General features: G+C 69.8%; 12 protein-coding genes and 2 pseudogenes. 8 read left to right on the forward strand and 6 right to left on the reverse strand.

Annotated elements, in window-relative coordinates; all coding sequences use genetic code 11:
• Positions 1 to 83: 83 nt before the first annotated feature.
• The gene (locus tag ACZ68L_RS41910) at positions 84 to 569 is read right to left on the reverse strand and encodes a universal stress protein (protein ID WP_469588858.1); all 486 of its coding nucleotides are present in this window, start codon (positions 567 to 569) and stop codon (positions 84 to 86) included.
• A gap of 28 nt (positions 570 to 597) precedes the next feature.
• Positions 598 to 1623 (reverse strand): sirohydrochlorin chelatase, encoded by a 1026-nt coding sequence (locus ACZ68L_RS41915; RefSeq protein ID WP_469588861.1) that lies wholly within the window; start codon positions 1621 to 1623, stop codon positions 598 to 600.
• Between the two features lie 132 nt (positions 1624 to 1755).
• Here ACZ68L_RS41915 and ACZ68L_RS41920 point away from each other — a divergent pair, with 132 nt between their 5' ends.
• The 7 genes from ACZ68L_RS41920 (at position 1756) to ACZ68L_RS41950 (ending at position 11651) form a co-directional block, all read left to right on the forward strand.
• The gene (locus ACZ68L_RS41920; RefSeq protein WP_469588864.1) at positions 1756 to 3273 is read left to right on the forward strand and encodes an MFS transporter; all 1518 of its coding nucleotides are present in this window, start codon (positions 1756 to 1758) and stop codon (positions 3271 to 3273) included.
• A 12-nt stretch (positions 3274 to 3285) separates the two neighbouring features.
• Positions 3286 to 4320, forward strand: a complete 1035-nt coding sequence (locus ACZ68L_RS41925; RefSeq protein ID WP_469588867.1) for a glutathione S-transferase family protein — start codon at positions 3286 to 3288, stop codon at positions 4318 to 4320.
• A gap of 115 nt (positions 4321 to 4435) precedes the next feature.
• A complete protein-coding gene (locus tag ACZ68L_RS41930) occupies positions 4436 to 6658 on the forward strand; it encodes an NADP-dependent isocitrate dehydrogenase (RefSeq protein WP_469588870.1) in 2223 nt (740 codons plus the stop codon).
• Positions 6659 to 6871: 213 nt separating this feature from the next.
• The gene (locus ACZ68L_RS41935; RefSeq protein WP_469588873.1) at positions 6872 to 7609 is read left to right on the forward strand and encodes a glucose 1-dehydrogenase; all 738 of its coding nucleotides are present in this window, start codon (positions 6872 to 6874) and stop codon (positions 7607 to 7609) included.
• 446 nt (positions 7610 to 8055) lie between these two features.
• On the forward strand, positions 8056 to 9786 hold the full coding sequence (gene ctaD, locus ACZ68L_RS41940; protein ID WP_469588875.1) for an aa3-type cytochrome oxidase subunit I: 1731 nt from the start codon (positions 8056 to 8058) through the stop codon (positions 9784 to 9786).
• Positions 9783 to 10157 (forward strand): hypothetical protein, encoded by a 375-nt coding sequence (locus ACZ68L_RS41945; protein ID WP_469588878.1) that lies wholly within the window; start codon positions 9783 to 9785, stop codon positions 10155 to 10157. The genes ctaD and ACZ68L_RS41945 overlap by 4 nt, the downstream gene beginning before the upstream one ends.
• Positions 10158 to 10289: 132 nt before the next feature.
• The gene (locus tag ACZ68L_RS41950; protein ID WP_469588881.1) at positions 10290 to 11651 is read left to right on the forward strand and encodes an NAD(P)/FAD-dependent oxidoreductase; all 1362 of its coding nucleotides are present in this window, start codon (positions 10290 to 10292) and stop codon (positions 11649 to 11651) included.
• Between the two features lie 111 nt (positions 11652 to 11762).
• Here the strand turns inward: ACZ68L_RS41950 and ACZ68L_RS41955 are convergent, their stop codons facing one another.
• Together ACZ68L_RS41955 and rho are read right to left on the reverse strand one after the other, a co-directional pair.
• A complete protein-coding gene (locus ACZ68L_RS41955; RefSeq protein WP_469588888.1) occupies positions 11763 to 12761 on the reverse strand; it encodes an aldo/keto reductase family protein in 999 nt (332 codons plus the stop codon).
• 85 nt (positions 12762 to 12846) lie between these two features.
• Entirely contained in the window at positions 12847 to 13986 is a 1140-nt protein-coding gene (rho, locus tag ACZ68L_RS41960; RefSeq protein WP_469588890.1) for a transcription termination factor Rho, read from the reverse strand.
• A 375-nt stretch (positions 13987 to 14361) separates the two neighbouring features.
• On the opposite strand from rho, the pseudogene ACZ68L_RS41965 reads away from it, so the two are divergent.
• A pseudogene (locus ACZ68L_RS41965) lies at positions 14362 to 15295 on the forward strand (GNAT family N-acetyltransferase).
• 35 nt (positions 15296 to 15330) lie between these two features.
• On the opposite strand, the gene ACZ68L_RS41970 reads toward ACZ68L_RS41965, so the two are convergent.
• The gene (locus ACZ68L_RS41970) at positions 15331 to 15837 is read right to left on the reverse strand and encodes a DUF6624 domain-containing protein (protein ID WP_469588894.1); all 507 of its coding nucleotides are present in this window, start codon (positions 15835 to 15837) and stop codon (positions 15331 to 15333) included.
• Between the two features lie 129 nt (positions 15838 to 15966).
• Positions 15967 to 16089, reverse strand: a pseudogene (locus ACZ68L_RS41975) (IS5/IS1182 family transposase); the annotation flags it as partial.
• Positions 16090 to 16284: the final 195 nt, after the last annotated feature.

Below are 16284 nucleotides of genomic sequence, written 5' to 3' on the forward strand. Positions count from 1 at the left end.
GCAGCCCCACTCGCAGCGGACAGTCCGTCGGCCGGTCCGCAGCGCACGGGCAGTGGGTCCGAGTGCCCTGGGAGGCCGAGTCGTCAAGGGGACGGCGGGTGCGGTGGCGGGGCGTCGATGCCGGGCGGTGCTTCGGGCCAGACCAGCAGGACGGGACAGGAGGCGTGGTCGACGACGAAGCGTGTCGCGGGTCCCAGGCTGCGAGGCCCCGGACGGCGGTCGCCGTCGCGGGCGCAGACGAGCAACTCGGCGTCCTCGGCGGCGCGGACGACTTCCCTTTCGATACGGCCGTGGGCCCGGAGCCGTGTCGCGGGCCGGCCGAGACGCTCGGCGGCCGCGTCCAGGAGCGCGGCGGCGGCGCTCGCGGACAGGGCCGCCACCCGGTCGCCGGGGTCGCGCTCGGCGTGGCCCCGGCCGAGCAGACCGGCGAATGCGCCGTGCGCCGCTTCGGCGACGTCGTCGCCGGTGACGTGCAGCAGGGTGATCGCGTCTCGGGCCCGGACGTGGGTGCGGGCGGCGTCCACCGCGGCCCGCCAGGTGCCCTCGTCAATCCAGACGAGCACGGTCACGTCGGCCTCCGATGGTCGGCAGCGTCATTCACAGTGCCACAGCGGTGGCCATCGGGACGGCAGGCGCGGTCGGCGGGCACGGCAGCCACCTGCTTGCTGTACGAGCCCAGCCGGGCCGTACACGTACAGCTGTCCACGCACCCGTCCGCGCACCCAGTGGTCGGCTCGGCGCGGTCTCTGGATCCGGCGCGAGCCGTGGCTGTGGAACCGCTGAGCCGCTCAGCCCGGAAGGCACGCCGTGATGCCGAACCCACGGGGCGGGCTTGCCGCGGCCGGAGCCCTCGGCCGCACGGACGGGCCGTGGGGATCGTCGGTCCGGTCCGCAGGCCCATCGGTCAGCGCCGTGCGCGGGGTTCTGCGGGATGTCCCGGGCGTCGCGGCCGGCCAGGGCCCCTCCGTCACCAGGACGCACCGCGCACCCGGACACTTCGTCGAAGGGTTTCAGGACCAGCCGCACCACATCGGGGTGTTCGCCGAGCGGGTCGGAGGTGAGACAGGAGCCGGCTCCCCGTGCCCGACGGGCGAAGTGGCCGGGGGCCATCAGATAGCGGGCGACCGCCACCCGGCGGTGGCCCGCAGCGCGCAGGGCCCCCGCCGCGTCGGCCGGCGTCGGCGTACTCCCGCAGAGGTAAGCGGGGATGACCGGGTGCCCGAGCCGCTGCCCGAGCAGGTCGGCCATCAGTACGGTGTCCGCGGCGGCGTCCGGATCGGTGGGCCCGGCGGCCGTGAGCACGACGGCATCCGACCCGGATCGTGCCGGGGACCAGCCCGCTTCGGCGGGTCGGTCGCCGAGCGCCGCGGCGAGCAGCGGATCGGGACCGAGCGCCGCGGCCAACCGGATGTCCAGGTGCGGGGAGGCAGCCCGTACGGCGGGGAGGTCGACCCGGATGTGACGGCCCGTGCTGAGCAGCAGCGGAACCAGCACCACCGGGCCGCGCAGGTCGGCCAGCACCTGGGCAGGCGTCGGCGGGACGAGGTCGAGGAAGGCGAGGCGGGCCGTCAGGCCGGGCCGCTGGGCGCGGGCCGCCGTCCCGGGGCCTTCACGGACCGCCACGGCCGCGTCCCCTCTTCCCAGGGGGCACGGCCGTGACCTGTGCCCTCCGTCCGCTGGAACGGACGCCGGAAAAGCCGCTGCCGCGGCCCTGCCGGGATGAGTATCGGGGCGCCTGGTCCTAGGGTGCGAGCCATGGTAGAGAGCGCAGGTCACTGGGGTGCTGCGGGGTGGGACGACCCTCCCGCCTCGGGCCCTCGTACTCCGGACCCGCGCCGCTGGCAGGCGCTCGCGGTGTGTCTGATCGCCGGGTTCATGACCCTGCTCGACGTATCCATCGTCAATGTCGCCCTGCCGTCGATCCGGGAGGGGCTCCACACGCCGGAGTCCGACCTGCAATGGGTGCTCTCCGGCTACTCCCTCGCCTTCGGCCTGTTCCTCATCCCCGCGGGACGGCTCGGTGACGCGCGCGGACGCCGCGAGGTGTTCATGATCGGGCTGGCACTGTTCACCCTGGCGTCGGCGGCCTGCGGAGTCGCGCAGTCCAGCTTGTGGCTGGTGGTCGCCCGGCTCGTCCAGGGTCTCGCCGGGGGCTTGATCTCACCCCAGATCTCGGCGTTGATCCAGCAGATGTTCTCCGGTGACGAGCGCGGCCGGGCCTTCGGCATGTTCGGCACGGTGGTCGGTGTCTCCACCGCCGTCGGCCCGCTGTCGGGAGGGCTGCTGATCCAGGCGGCCGGTGCCGGGGAGGGGTGGCGCTGGGTGTTCTACGTCAACCTGCCGCTCGGCGCCGCCTGCCTCCTGCTGGCCCGGCGCCTGCTCCCGGACACCCCCGCGGCCGGACGGGTACGCCTGCGCGACCTCGACCCGCTCGGAGTGCTCCTGCTCGGCACGGGTGTGCTCGCTCTGCTGCTGCCCTTCGTCCAGTCGCAGCAGTGGCCCGGAGACCGGAAGTGGCTGCTGCTCGTGGGCGCCGTTGTGCTGCTCGCCGCCTTCGTCGGGTGGGAGTCCTGGTGCGGCAGGCGCGGCACGCAGCCCGTCGTGGACCTGTCGCTGTTCCGGGTCCGCTCCTACTGGCTGGGCTGTCTGCTGATCCTGCTGTACTTCGCCGGATTCACCTCGATCTTCTTCATCACCACGCTCTACCTGCAGAGCGGCCTGCACTACTCCGCCCTGCAGGCGGGACTCGCCATCACACCCTTCGCCGTGGGCGCGGCGGTCGCGGCAGGCCCCGGCGGCCGGCTCGTCGGCCGGTTCGGGCGGCCTCTCGTCGTCGCGGGGCTCGCGACGGTGGCCTTCGGGCTGGCGGTCACCGCGCTCGCCGCGCACCTCGTGCCCGGCCGGGGCGTGGGGTGGGCGATGGCGGCCCCGCTGCTGCTGGCGGGTCTCGGCAGCGGCCTGGTCATCGCCCCGAACCAGACACTGACCCTGTCCGAAGTTCCGGTGGCGGGTGCGGGCAGCGCCGGCGGAACCCTCCAGACCGCCCAGCGCGTCGGTTCGGCGATCGGGATCGCCGCGGTCGGTTCGATGTTCTTCGCGCAAGTGGGCGGGGACGGGTGGGCCATCGCGTACGACCACGGACTCGTCGTCGCGGTCGCCTTCGTCGTCGTCGCCCTGATCATCGGGCTGGCAGATGTGCACGGGGAGCGCCGCAGCCGGATGCGCGTCCATCGGTCCGCCCGCAGACCGTCCGCGGGGAGAACGCCAACGTAGAGGGAGAACACCATGAAGCAGAGCGAGACCGGAACGGCCACCGTCGCAAACGCGGCCTACGGGCACAAGGCGTTCAAGCGGTCCAGGAGCCACTTCGCCGACCGCATCACCGCCGACGGCCGGGACGGCTGGCCCGTCGAGGCCGGGCGCTACCGGCTGGTCGTCAGCCGCGCCTGCCCGTGGGCGAGCCGTTCCCTCGTCTCCCGGCGACTCCTCGGACTGGAGGATGCCCTGTCACTGGCCATCGCCGATCCGATCCAGGACGACCGCAGCTGGCGCTTCACCCTGGACGAGGGCGGCCGGGATCCGGTGCTCGGCATCAGGTATCTGAGCGAGGCGTACGACACCCGGGAGCCGGACTACCCCGGCGGGGTCAGCGTTCCCGCGATCGTCGACGTACCCAGCGGCAGGCTCGTGACCAACGACTACCAGCAGATCACGCTGGACTTCGCGACCGAATGGACCGCGCTGCACCGGCAGGGCGCCCCCGACCTGTATCCCGAACGCCTGCGTGACGAGATCGACGAGGTCATGGAGGGCATCTACCGCGATGTGAACAACGGCGTGTACCGCGCGGGGTTCGCGGCGGAACAGTCCGAGTACGAGGCCGCGTACCAGGACGTGTTCCGCCGCCTGGACCAGGTGTCCGAACGCCTCGCGGACCGGCGCTATCTCGTCGGCGAATCCCTTACCGAAGCGGACATCAGGCTGTTCACCACCCTGGTGCGCTTCGACGCCGTCTACCACGGACACTTCAAGTGCAACCGCTCGAAGCTGGCCGAGGACCGCGTTCTGTGGGCGTACGCCAGGGACCTGTACCAGACGCCCGGTTTCGGTGACACGGTCGACTTCCACCACATCAAGCAGCACTACTACCGGGTCCACACCGGCATCAACCCCACCGGCATCGTGCCCGTCGGCCCCGACCTGTCGGGCTGGCTCACCCCGCACCACCGGGAGGAGCTGGGCGGACGCCCGTTCGGCGACGGCACCCCGCCGGGTCCGGTGCCGCCCGGGGAGCAGGTCCCGCCGTCGGGGCGTCCCTGAACCTGGAGCCCGTGACGGTCGCGGCCGGGCAAGGGGGCAGGGCCCTGTCGAGTGGCCGGCGATCACGAGATATCTTGATGTCAAGCAATGTTGCAGACGTGGAGCGGAGCACAGGGTGACTGACTCGACCATCATCTACACACACACCGACGAGGCTCCGGCCCTGGCGACCTATTCGTTCTTGCCCGTGGTCCAGGCGTACGCCTCGACGGCCGGGGTCAATGTCGAGAGCCGCGACATCTCGCTGGCCGGGCGCATCATCGCCGTCTTCCCCGAGTACCTCCAGGAGAGCCAGCGCATCGACGACGCGCTCGCCGAGCTCGGTGCCCTGGCCAAGACGCCCGAGGCCAACATCATCAAGCTGCCGAACATCTCGGCTTCGATCCCGCAGCTGAAGGCTGCCGTCGCCGAGCTGCAGGCGCAGGGCTACGCGCTTCCGGACTACCCGGACGACCCGCGGACCGATGAGGACAAGGACGTCCGCGCGCGTTACGACAAGGTCAAGGGCAGTGCGGTGAACCCCGTGCTGCGCGAGGGCAACTCCGACCGCCGCGCCCCCGCCTCGGTCAAGAACTACGCCAAGGCGCACCCGCACCGGATGGGCGCCTGGTCGGCCGACTCGAAGACGAACGTCGCCACCATGGGCGTCGACGACTTCCGCTCCACCGAGAAGTCCACGGTCATCGCCGAGGCCGGTTCGCTGCGCATCGAGCTCGCGGGCGACGACGGCAGCACCACCGTTCTGCGTGAGTCGGTACCGGTGCTCGCGGGCGAGGTCGTCGATGCGGCGGTCATGCGCGTCGCGGCACTGCGCGAGTTCTTCACCGCGCAGGTCGCCCGCGCCAAGGCCGAGGGCGTGCTGTTCTCCGTCCACCTCAAGGCCACCATGATGAAGGTCTCCGACCCGATCATCTTCGGCCACGTGGTCCGCGCCTTCTTCCCGAACACCTTTGCCAAGTACGGACAGGTGCTCGCCGCGGCCGGTCTCTCCCCGAACGACGGCCTCGGCGGCATCCTCAAGGGCCTGGACTCGGTGCCGCACGTGGGCGCCGAGATCAAGGCATCCTTCGAGGCCGAGCTCGCCGAAGGCCCCGCGCTGGCCATGGTCGACTCCGACAAGGGCATCACGAACCTGCACGTCCCCAGTGATGTCATCGTCGACGCGTCCATGCCGGCCATGATCCGCACGTCCGGCCACATGTGGGGCCCGGACGGCAAGGAGGCCGACACCATCGCGGTCCTGCCGGACAGCAGCTACGCGGGCGTCTACCAGGTCGTGATCGACGACTGCAAGGCCAACGGCGCCTTCGACCCGTCGACCATGGGCTCGGTGCCGAACGTCGGCCTGATGGCGCAGAAGGCCGAGGAGTACGGCAGCCACGACAAGACCTTCGAGATCCCCACCACGGGTACGGTGCGGGTCGTCGACGGCAGTGGCAATGTCGTGCTGGAGCAGGTCGTGGGCGCGGGCGACATCTTCCGCATGTGCCAGGCCAAGGACCTGCCGATCCAGGACTGGGTCAAGCTCGCCGTCACCCGCGCCCGCGCCACCGGCGTCCCGGCCGTCTTCTGGCTCGACGAGGACCGTGCCCACGACGCGCAGCTCATCGCCAAGGTCAAGGCCTACCTCGCCGACCACGACACCGACGGTCTGCAGATCGAGATCATGTCGCCGCAGAAGGCGACCGCGTTCTCGCTGGAGCGCATCCGCCGAGGCGAGGACACCATCTCGGTGACCGGCAACGTGCTGCGTGACTACCTGACCGACCTGTTCCCGATCCTCGAACTGGGCACGAGCGCGAAGATGCTCTCCGTCGTTCCGCTCATGAACGGCGGCGGACTGTTCGAGACCGGTGCCGGTGGCTCCGCGCCCAAGCACGTCCAGCAGCTCGTCAAGGAGAACTACCTCCGCTGGGACAGCCTCGGTGAGTTCTTCGCGCTCGCGGCCAGCTTCGAGCACCTGGCCACGACCACGGGCAACGCGCGTGCCCAGGTCCTCGCGGACACCCTCGACCGCGCGACCGGCACCTTCCTCAACGAGGACAAGTCGCCGAGCCGCAAGCTGGGTGGCATCGACAACCGCGGCAGCCACTTCTACCTGTCCCTCTACTGGGCCCAGGAGCTGGCGCGGCAGACCGACGACGCGCAGCTCGCGCAGGCGTTCGCCGCGCTCGCGAAGACGCTGCAGGAGCAGGAGCAGACCATCGTCGACGAGCTGATCGCGGTCCAGGGGTCGCCGGCCGACATCGGCGGCTACTACCAGCCCGACCCGGCCAAGGCCGCGGCCGTCATGCGTCCGTCGGCGACGTTCACGCAGGCCATCGCCGCCATCGGCTGACGCGACAGCCGCGGAAGGGGGCGCGTCCAGGCGCGCGCCCTCAGCTCTCCCGCCCCGGTCGGCACCATGCCCGGCCGGGGCGGTTCCTCGATGCCGCGGGCCGCCGCGAGCGCTCGGCGGTGCCGGAAGTTCTCCGCGAAATCCCGTACGAGCAGCCGCTCCGCCGGTAGGTTCGATTGACCCGGATCAACCGCTTTCGAAGGGGGACGGACTGTGCTGACAGGCAGGAACGCCGTGGTCACCGGAGGATCGCGGGGCATCGGCCGCGCGATCGTCGAGCGCCTGTGCCGCGACGGGGCGCACGTGGTCTTCAACTACGCCACCAGCGACGAAGCGGCCGCGCAGGTCGTCCGCGCGGTGCGGGACAAGGGCGGCGAAGCATCGGCCGTCCGTATCGATCTCGCCGATCCGGACGGGCCGCAACAGCTGATGGAGGCCGCCGAGGCGAGGCTGGGCGGTCTGGACATCCTGGTGAACAACGCCGCGCTGTGCCTCCCCCCGTCCCTCATCGCGGACACCGAACCGGACGTGTTCGACAAGGTGATGGCAGTCAACACCCGAGCGGTCTTCATGACGATCCGCCACGCGGCCCGGCGGATGCGCGACGGCGGCCGCATCGTGAACATCTCCACGGCCAACACCGTGCGGCAGGGCCCCGGCATCTCCGCGTATGCCGCCAGCAAGGGAGCGGTCGAGCAGCTCACCGCCGTCGCGGCCCACGAACTCGGAGCCCGGGGGATCACGGTCAACACCGTCTCACCCGGTGCGACCGACACCGAGATGCTGCGCGGCGCCAACGAGCCGGAGGCGCTCGAAGCAGTCGCGGGAATGACACCTCTCGGCCGACTGGGCGAACCCGAGGACGTCGCCGACGTGGTCGCCTTCCTGGCGGGCCACGACGGCCGGTGGATGACAGGCCAGAACGTACGCGCCACAGGGGGGCTGGCCTGAGCGGCGCAGCAGCGATTCCCGAGCCGGTCACCGATCCGGGCGTTCGCCGTCTCCCGCGGTAACGGCGCCGCCCCGCAGGGGAGTTGGAGGCGCCCTGCGAGGATCCGGCGACTCGGAGATGTGAACCGCTGTGCGGGCATTGCCGGTTGAGCGGATGAGGGCGCCGCGCCCCGATCTCCGAGCCGCGGCGTCGCCCGTCGCCCGCACGGAAGTCCGCACCGGCGCCGACGGTGTGCGGGCGGGCCCGGCCGTCGGCCGAGGACGCCCTGACGAGTGAAAGTCATGCGACGGCGGGCGCCGGGCCGCACATAGTGGCCCCGCGGCTGATTTGCTGCACCTGGAATCTGGCGTGACGCGCGCGGGACCGGCCTGTCGGCCATCCCGGTGGAGTCGGGCCCCTGCCGGGTGCCCAGTCCACTCGCGCATGAGATCGAAGGAGCGTCCCAGTGACGACGACGGGCACATCAGGGGCAGCCGAGGAAGACGAGGCGTACGCGAACGAGCTTCCGGTACGCGCCAAGGAACCGGGCAACGTCGTCATCAAGTGGCTGACCACCACCGATCACAAGACGATCGGCACGCTCTACCTGGTCACGTCGTTCGCCTTCTTCATCGTCGGTGGTGTGCTGGCTCTGGTCATGCGCGCCGAGCTGGCCCGTCCCGGGATCCAGATCGTTTCGCCCGAGCAGTTCAACCAGGCGTTCACGATTCACGGCACGATCATGCTGCTGATGTTCGCGACGCCGCTGTTCGCCGGCTTCACGAACTGGATCATGCCGCTGCAGATCGGCGCGCCCGACGTGGCGTTCCCACGGCTGAACATGTTCGCGTACTGGCTGTACCTCTTCGGCTCGATCATCGTGGTGGCCGGTTTCCTCACCCCGCAGGGCGCGGCCGACTTCGGCTGGTTCGCCTACTCCCCACTGACCGACGCGGTCCGCTCACCGGGCATCGGCAGCGATATGTGGATCATGGGTCTGGCCTTCTCCGGCTTCGGCACTATCCTCGGTTCGGTCAACTTCATCACCACGATCATCTGCATGCGTGCCCCCGGAATGACGATGTTCCGCATGCCGATCTTCGTCTGGAACGTCCTGCTGACCGCCGTACTCGTCCTGCTGGCCTTCCCGGTCCTCGCGGCCGCCCTGCTGGTGCTGGAGGCGGACCGGAAGTTCGGCGCGCACGTCTTCGACCCGGCCAATGGCGGGCCGCTGCTCTGGCAGCACCTCTTCTGGTTCTTCGGCCATCCGGAGGTGTACATCATCGCTCTGCCGTTCTTCGGGATCGTGAGTGAGATCATCCCGGTCTTCAGCCGCAAACCGATCTTCGGCTACATCGGTCTGATCAGTGCGACGATCGCCATCGCGGGCCTCTCGGCGACCGTGTGGGCGCACCACATGTTCGTCACCGGTGGTGTGCTGTTGCCGTTCTTCTCGTTCATGACCTTCCTCATCGCGGTGCCGACCGGAGTGAAGTTCTTCAACTGGATCGGCACGATGTGGAAGGGATCGTTGTCCTTCGAGACACCGATGCTCTGGTCGATCGGCTTCCTGGTCACGTTCCTCTTCGGCGGTCTGACCGGTGTGATCCTGGCGTCGCCCCCGATGGACTTCCACGTCTCGGACTCGTACTTCGTCGTCGCGCACTTCCACTACGTCGTCTTCGGCACCGTGGTCTTCGCGATGTTCGCCGGATTCCACTTCTGGTGGCCGAAGTTCACCGGCAAGATGCTGGACGAACGGCTCGGCAAGATCACGTTCTGGACGCTGTTCGTCGGCTTCCACGGCACGTTCCTGGTGCAGCACTGGCTGGGTGCCGAGGGCATGCCGCGTCGTTATGCGGACTACCTCGCCTCGGACGGCTTCACCGCGCTGAACACGATCTCGACGATCTCCTCGTTCCTGCTCGGTCTGTCGATGCTGCCGTTCTTCTACAACGTGTGGAAGACCGCCAGGTACGGCAAGAACGTCGGGGTCGACGACCCGTGGGGCTACGGCCGTTCGCTGGAGTGGGCGACCTCCTGCCCGCCGCCGCGGCACAACTTCCTCACGCTGCCGCGGATCCGTTCCGAATCCCCGGCGTTCGACCTGCACCACCCCTCGGTCCGTGCCCTCGACGAAGCGATCAATCGTCCCGGCACCGGCACGAGCGCGGTCCCGGGGGACAGCGGGGCATGAGCAGGGCGGTCCCGGGAGAGGAGGAGCGAGTGGACCCGGACAAGGACTGTGCGCGCGGTCTGGCACAGCTGGAGGGCTATCTGATGTGGAACGCCGAGGTCGAGGAGGCCCGACGGCAGGCGGACCGATTCACCGACGAGCTGCCGTGGCTCACCACGGCACAGCGCGAGGAGGTGGAGCGGGTCTATATCGCGGACCGTGTCACCACATCGCGGGCCATGCTCTGGCGGATCTCCGTCCGCGCCGTCCAGCTGCGCGGAGAATACGACGCGCGCTACCGCGAGCTCAGGGCCCGCTGTGTCGCGGCCGGCGTCGTGCTCGTCGGCGCGGTCGGCGGCACCTGCACGGCGGTCGCCCTGCTCGCCCGCTGACCCGGGGTTGTCGTCCGTCCGCCGTCCCCAGCAGGCGAAGTCGGCCGCGGCTAGTGAAGATGAGAGATGACGGGCGCGTGCGACGGGGCAGGCGAACGGACGACCGCGCATGCCCGAGAAGGGACGAACACCGTGGCACGACCCAGGATCCTCGTTGTCGGCGCCGGATTCGCCGGGGTGGAGTGCGTGCGCCGTCTGGAGCGCGGGCTCGTCCCGGGCGAGGCGGACATCACGCTCGTCGCCCCGTTCTCGTACCAGCTCTATCTGCCTCTGCTGCCCCAGGTGGCGGCAGGAGTGCTCACCCCGCAGTCGGTCGCGGTGTCGCTGCGACGGAGCCGCAAGCATCGCACCCGGATCATCCCGGGCGGTGCCATCGGAGTGGACCCCAAGGCGAAGGTCTGCGTCATCCGCAAGATCACCGACGAGGTCGTCTACCAGCCCTACGACTACATCGTGCTCAGCCCCGGCAGTGTCACCCGTACCTTCGACATCCCCGGCCTGCTCGACAACGCCCGGGGCATGAAGACGCTCGCCGAGGCCGCGTACGTACGGGACCACGTGATCGCTCAGCTCGATCTCGCGGATGCCAGTCACGACGAGCACGAGCGGGCTTCGCGACTCCAGTTCGTGGTGGTCGGCGGCGGATACGCGGGCACCGAGACGGCTGCCTGTCTGCAGCGCCTCACCACCAACGCGGTCAGGCACTATCCGAGACTCGACCCCAGGCTGATCAAGTGGCACCTCATCGACATCGCCCCGAAGCTGATGCCCGAGCTGGGGGACAAGCTCGGCCGGAGCGCCCTGGAGGTGCTGCGTGCACGCGGCATCGAGGTGTCGCTCGGGGTCTCCGTCGCCGAGGCCGGGCCGGAGCAGGTGACCTTCACCGACGGCCGGGTGGTGCCCTGCCGCACGCTGATCTGGACGGCGGGAGTCACCGCGAGTCCACTGGTCTCCACCTTCGACGCGGAGACGGTACGCGGCCGGCTCGCGGTGACGCCCGAGATGAGCCTGCCGGGCTTCGACGGCATGTTCGCGCTCGGTGACGTCGCGGCCGTACCGGACCTGAGCAAGGACGCCGGGGCGGTCTGCCCGCCCACCGCGCAGCACGCCACGCGCCAGGGCCGCAGGCTCGCCGACAACCTCATCGCCACGCTCCGCCACAAGCCGCTGAAACCGTACGTGCACACGGACCTCGGACTGGTCGTGGACCTCGGAGGCAAGGACGCGGTATCCAAGCCGATCGGCCTCGAAATGCACGGAATCCTGGCACAGGCCGTCGCCCGTGGCTACCACTGGACGGCGCTGCGGACCAATGTGGCCAAGGCGCGGGTCATGACCAACTGGTTGCTCAACGCCATGGCGGGTGACGACTTCGTGCGCACCGGCTTCCAGGCCCGGAAGCCGGCCAAGCTGCGTGACTTCGAGTACACGGACTCCTATCTCACACCGGCACAGGTCCGCGAGCACACCGCATCGCTGCACACCGGTGTCTGACCCTGTTCACGGCTCTCGGAGCGGTGATCCGCGCACGGTTCGGAAGGATCGAGGAGAAGGGGCAGGGCCCGCCGGACAGCGGGACCTGCCCCTTGGCCGAGGACGGTCGAGTCAGCTGTTGCTCTCGTGACCGGCCGTCAGACCGGAGTCCCGTTCCGCCACCGGGGACAGGATGTCGTCCATGCTCTTCAGCAGCTCCGCGTCGAGTGTCACACCCGCCGCCGCGGCGTTCTCCGTCACCTGCTCGGGCCGGGAGGCGCCGATGATGGCGGCGGAGACATTGGGATTCTGCAGCACCCACGCGACCGCGAGCTGGGCGAGGCTCAGACCGGCCTGGTCGGCGAGCGGCCGCAGCTGCTGGACGCGCTCCAGCACCTCGTCGCGCAGCCAGCCGGCGACCATGTTCGCCCCGCCCTTCTCATCCGTCGCCCGGGAGCCGGCCGGGAGCGGCGCGCCGGGCTTGTACTTGCCCGTGAGGGCGCCCTGAGCGATCGGTGACCAGACGATCTGCCCGATGCCCAGTTCCTCCGAAGCGGGTACCACCTCACTCTCGATGACCCGCCACAGCGCCGAGTACTGCGGCTGGTTGGAGATCAGCGGCACCTGCAGCTCGCGGGCCAGACCGTGTCCGGCACGGAGCTGGTCGGCCGTCCACTCGGAGACGCCGATGTAGAGGGCCTTGCCGGAGCGGACGACGTCGGCGAACGCCTCCATGGTCTCTTCCAACGGGGTCGAGTGGTCGTAGCGGTGTGCCTGGTAGAGGTCCACGTAATCCGTCTGCAGGCGGCGCAGCGAGTTGTCGATGGACTCCATGATGTGCTTGCGTCCGAGTCCCCGGTCGTTGTGGCCGGGGCCGGTCGGGAAGTACACCTTGGTAAACACCTCAAGTCCCGCGCGGCGCTCGCTCTTGAGCGCCCGGCCCAGCACGGCCTCGGCCCGCGTCTCGGCGTAGACGTCCGCGGTGTCGAAGGTGGTGATCCCGGCGTCGAGGGCCGCGCGGATGCAGGCAACCGCCGCGTCCTCCTCCACCTGGGAGCCATGGGTGAGCCAATTTCCGTAGGCGATCTCGCTGATGGTCAGACCACTGCGGCCGAGGCGGCGAAATTCCATGTGCCTGCTCTCCCTGTGCTCGTCGGGGGCGGATCGTGCAGGAGCGGTCCATGCTATTGCGCCGTCCCGCCCCGATCGGACAGGCTCAGGCATCGGGAACGGTGAGGTGGACCGTACGGAGGAAGGCCGCGTTGTCCGGGGTGCGCCGGATCCGGTCCAGCAGCGTTTCGAGGGCTGTCTGCGGATCCCTGGAGTGCAGCGCGCGACGCAGGCCGTGCACCGTTCGCAACTCGGCATCCGGGACCAGGAGTTCATCACGCCGAGTGCCGGACGCCGGGATGTTGACGGCCGGGTGGATCCGTCTGTCCGCCAGCGAACGGTCGAGCCGGAGCTCCATGTTGCCGGTGCTCTTCAGCTCTTCGAAGAAGTAGTCGTCGGCGCGGGAGCCGGTCTCCACCAGAGCGGTGGCCACGATGGTGAGGGAGCCGCCCTCCTCGGCGAGGCGCGCGGCCCCGAAGAGCCGCTTGGGACCGAGCAGTGCGGCAGCGTCGACGCCGCCGCTGAGGGTGCGTCCGCCCGCGCCGGACGCGTTGTTGTGGGCGCGGCACAGCCGGGTGAGGGAGTCCAGCAGGACGACGACGTCCCGGCCCTGTTCGACCAGGCGCTTGGCGCGCTCGACCGCGAGTTCGGCGAGCGAGATGTGTTCCTTCGCCGGCCGGTCGAACGTCGAGGCGAGCACCTCGCCCCGTACGGACCGGCGCATGTCCGTGACCTCTTCGGGGCGTTCGTCGAGCAGTACCACCATCAGATGGCACTCGGGGTGGTTGGCGGCGACGGCTGCCGCGATCTGTTGCAGCAGCACCGTCTTGCCGGTTCTGGGCGGTGCGACGACGAGTCCGCGCTGCCCCTTGCCGATCGGGGACACCAGATCGACGAGGCGCGTCGCCGGACCGCCGGACGGCGTTTCCAGGCGCAGCCGCTGCCGGGGGTGGAGCGGGGTCAGATCACGGAAATGGGGCCGGCCGCGCAGCGCCTGCGGGGAGAGGCCGTTGACCCGTACGACCCCGGACAGGGCGCGGGGCCGCTCGCAGAGGCCTTCTACGACATCGCCCTTGCGCAGGCCGTGGCGGCGGATCAGGGCGGCGGGGACCTGCACGTCGCCGGGGGAGGAGCGGTCGCGCTGGAGGCGCAGTGTGCCGTGCCCCTGGTGGGTGAGGTCGAGGAGGCCGTGAGCCTTGGTGGGCAATTCCTTTTGACCGATGGGGAGTTCGAGGATGCTGGTCATGCGGGTGGTCCTTTCGCGGACATGGCGAATGAAAGGGCCCGGACGGTACGGGGGCGGAAGGCATCACGCCCCGGACGACGGGCGGGAAAGCCCGGACGGAGAAGATCCGTACCGGACTGGAAGAAGTGGTGCGGGAAAGCCGGATCGCCGGTCGCAGAAGGACGGGCGCAGCAGCTCTACCAGAAGAAGACGGCACCGGTGTCTCGAACCGAGATGTACACACGCGCCAACTGCACCGTACCACGGTGTGCGCACCGGGTCGGCGGCGACGGCCGCGACATCCGGTTGCCGTGGCCCGTGCGGGGTGATGTGGTTCTCCGGGCCGCACGCCCGCTCACCCGTCCTGCCCGACGCCCTCGGCGCGGAGGAGACATCTTGTCGATACGCATCACCGCACTGACCGACCCCGACCGTTCCGGCGCGAGCCACCGGATGGCGTGGCTGGCTTCCGACCCTGCGGGCAGCCCGGTCGGGTCTGCGTTCCTGCGCCTCTTCACCCGCGAGGGCCAGGACCACCTCGCCGAACTGGAACTCCATGCCCACCCGGCTGAGCGCCGCAACGGCATCGGTTCACAGTTGCTTGGACGCGGCTGTCGCCGCTGCCCGCGAGGAGGGCCGACGCAGCGTCATCACATGGGCCGAGGCAGATTCCTCCGGTGATTATTTTCTGCGGGCCAAGGGGCTGCGCAAGGTCCTCACCCTGACCTACGCCCGCCTTCCGCTGACTGAGACCGACACCGCGGCTCTCCGCAGGATCGTCGGACAGTCGCATCCGGGCTACCGCCTGGTGTCCTGGGACGGCGCCGTCCCCGACGACCTCGCGCCGACGTTCGCCGCATCGCGCCGCGCCATGGACGACATGCCCATGGACGACACCGACTACGGCACGGTCGACTGGGACGTGGCGCGGGTCCGTGCCGCGGCGGCTGCCGTCGCGGCACGTGGCGAGCTGCTCCACACCGTTGCCGCCGTCGACGAGTCCGGCTCCACGATCGTGGGCTTCACCGAACTGGTCGTCCCCGGCGAAGGACAGGGCGACGGCCAGCACTACGGCACCGGAGTCCTCCCCGAACACCGGGGGCACGGCCTCGCACGATGGATGAAGGCGCAGTCCATCCTGCAGGCCCGCGAACGCCACCCGGCCCTCGGCGGCCTGCTGGCGGACACCGCGGACAGCAACACGTACATGCGGAGCGTCAACGACGCGCTCGGCTTCGAGCCGACGCACAAGTCGGTCGAGTTCCAGCTCGATCTCCAGGCCGTGCCGTCAAACTGCCGCCGTCCGGCGGATCATGCCCGGGGCAGGTGAGCCTCGGGCATGATCCGCCGGACGCGACTGGGACGTCAGGCCGTCGCGAACTTGGCAACGTACTTGTCGAAGGGCTCGATGCCGACTTCCGCGCGGAGGTCGTCCATGCGATCGGGCTCTTCGCAGGGCCAGGGAACCGGCGACCCGTCCTTCACGCCGGCGATCTGTGTGCCGTAGATCTGCTTGCGGCCCTCGTTGACCAGTGTGCGGTCCTGCAGAAAAGCCAGCTCGCGCGGGCTGGCCGAGCCTGCCGAAACCGCCCGCTGCATCAGCTGGAGCGCGCGTCGCTGAACGTCGAGCTGTCGGTCGGCGTGCTGGGCGATCAGCCACACTGCGCGGGCGGCCTCCGCGCCGATCAGTTCGGCCGTCGGCCAGCCGTACTCGTCCATGATCTCACTGAGTCGGTCACCGTGCCGCGCGGTCAGCCGGCGCCACGCCAGCTGCTCGGCGGGGTCCTCGCTGTGCGCCTGGACCGAGGACCGGTGATCGGCCGCAGCCATGGCCGTGAGCTCATCCGCCAGCGCGGTAACGTCGTGCGCCACTCTCAACTCCTGGGTCAGATCGGTGCGTTGTGCTCTTCTCCCGCAACCCTAAGGGTGCATATCGGATACAGAGATCATTCCGGAGAACGGTGACAGGCACCTCCGCGGACCGCGATAATGGATCCACCCCCGGAGCCCAAGCCGGATCGCCGCGCCGATCGCGGTGCCGGTCGCGGTGCCCTGGACGACACGGGCACGTTCGTCGTACCGCGTGTCCTCCGCCCGAGAGCCCTTGAGGGCATTGACGGTCCGCCGGACGGACCCTGGTGCCTACGGTCTCTCGTTCGGATCAGGCCGGATCGGCGACCGGGGCACGCAGACCCGGCGTGATCTGAACGAGACGCCCTAACCTCAATACCGGTAACTTAGTGCTTTGGTGTGCGTTTGACTCGTTTTGGCTTGGTGGCGCCAACGAGAGTGATGGCTGCGGTGGTTGGGCGGTCTGCA

The organism is Streptomyces sp. NPDC104309, assembly GCF_055584025.1.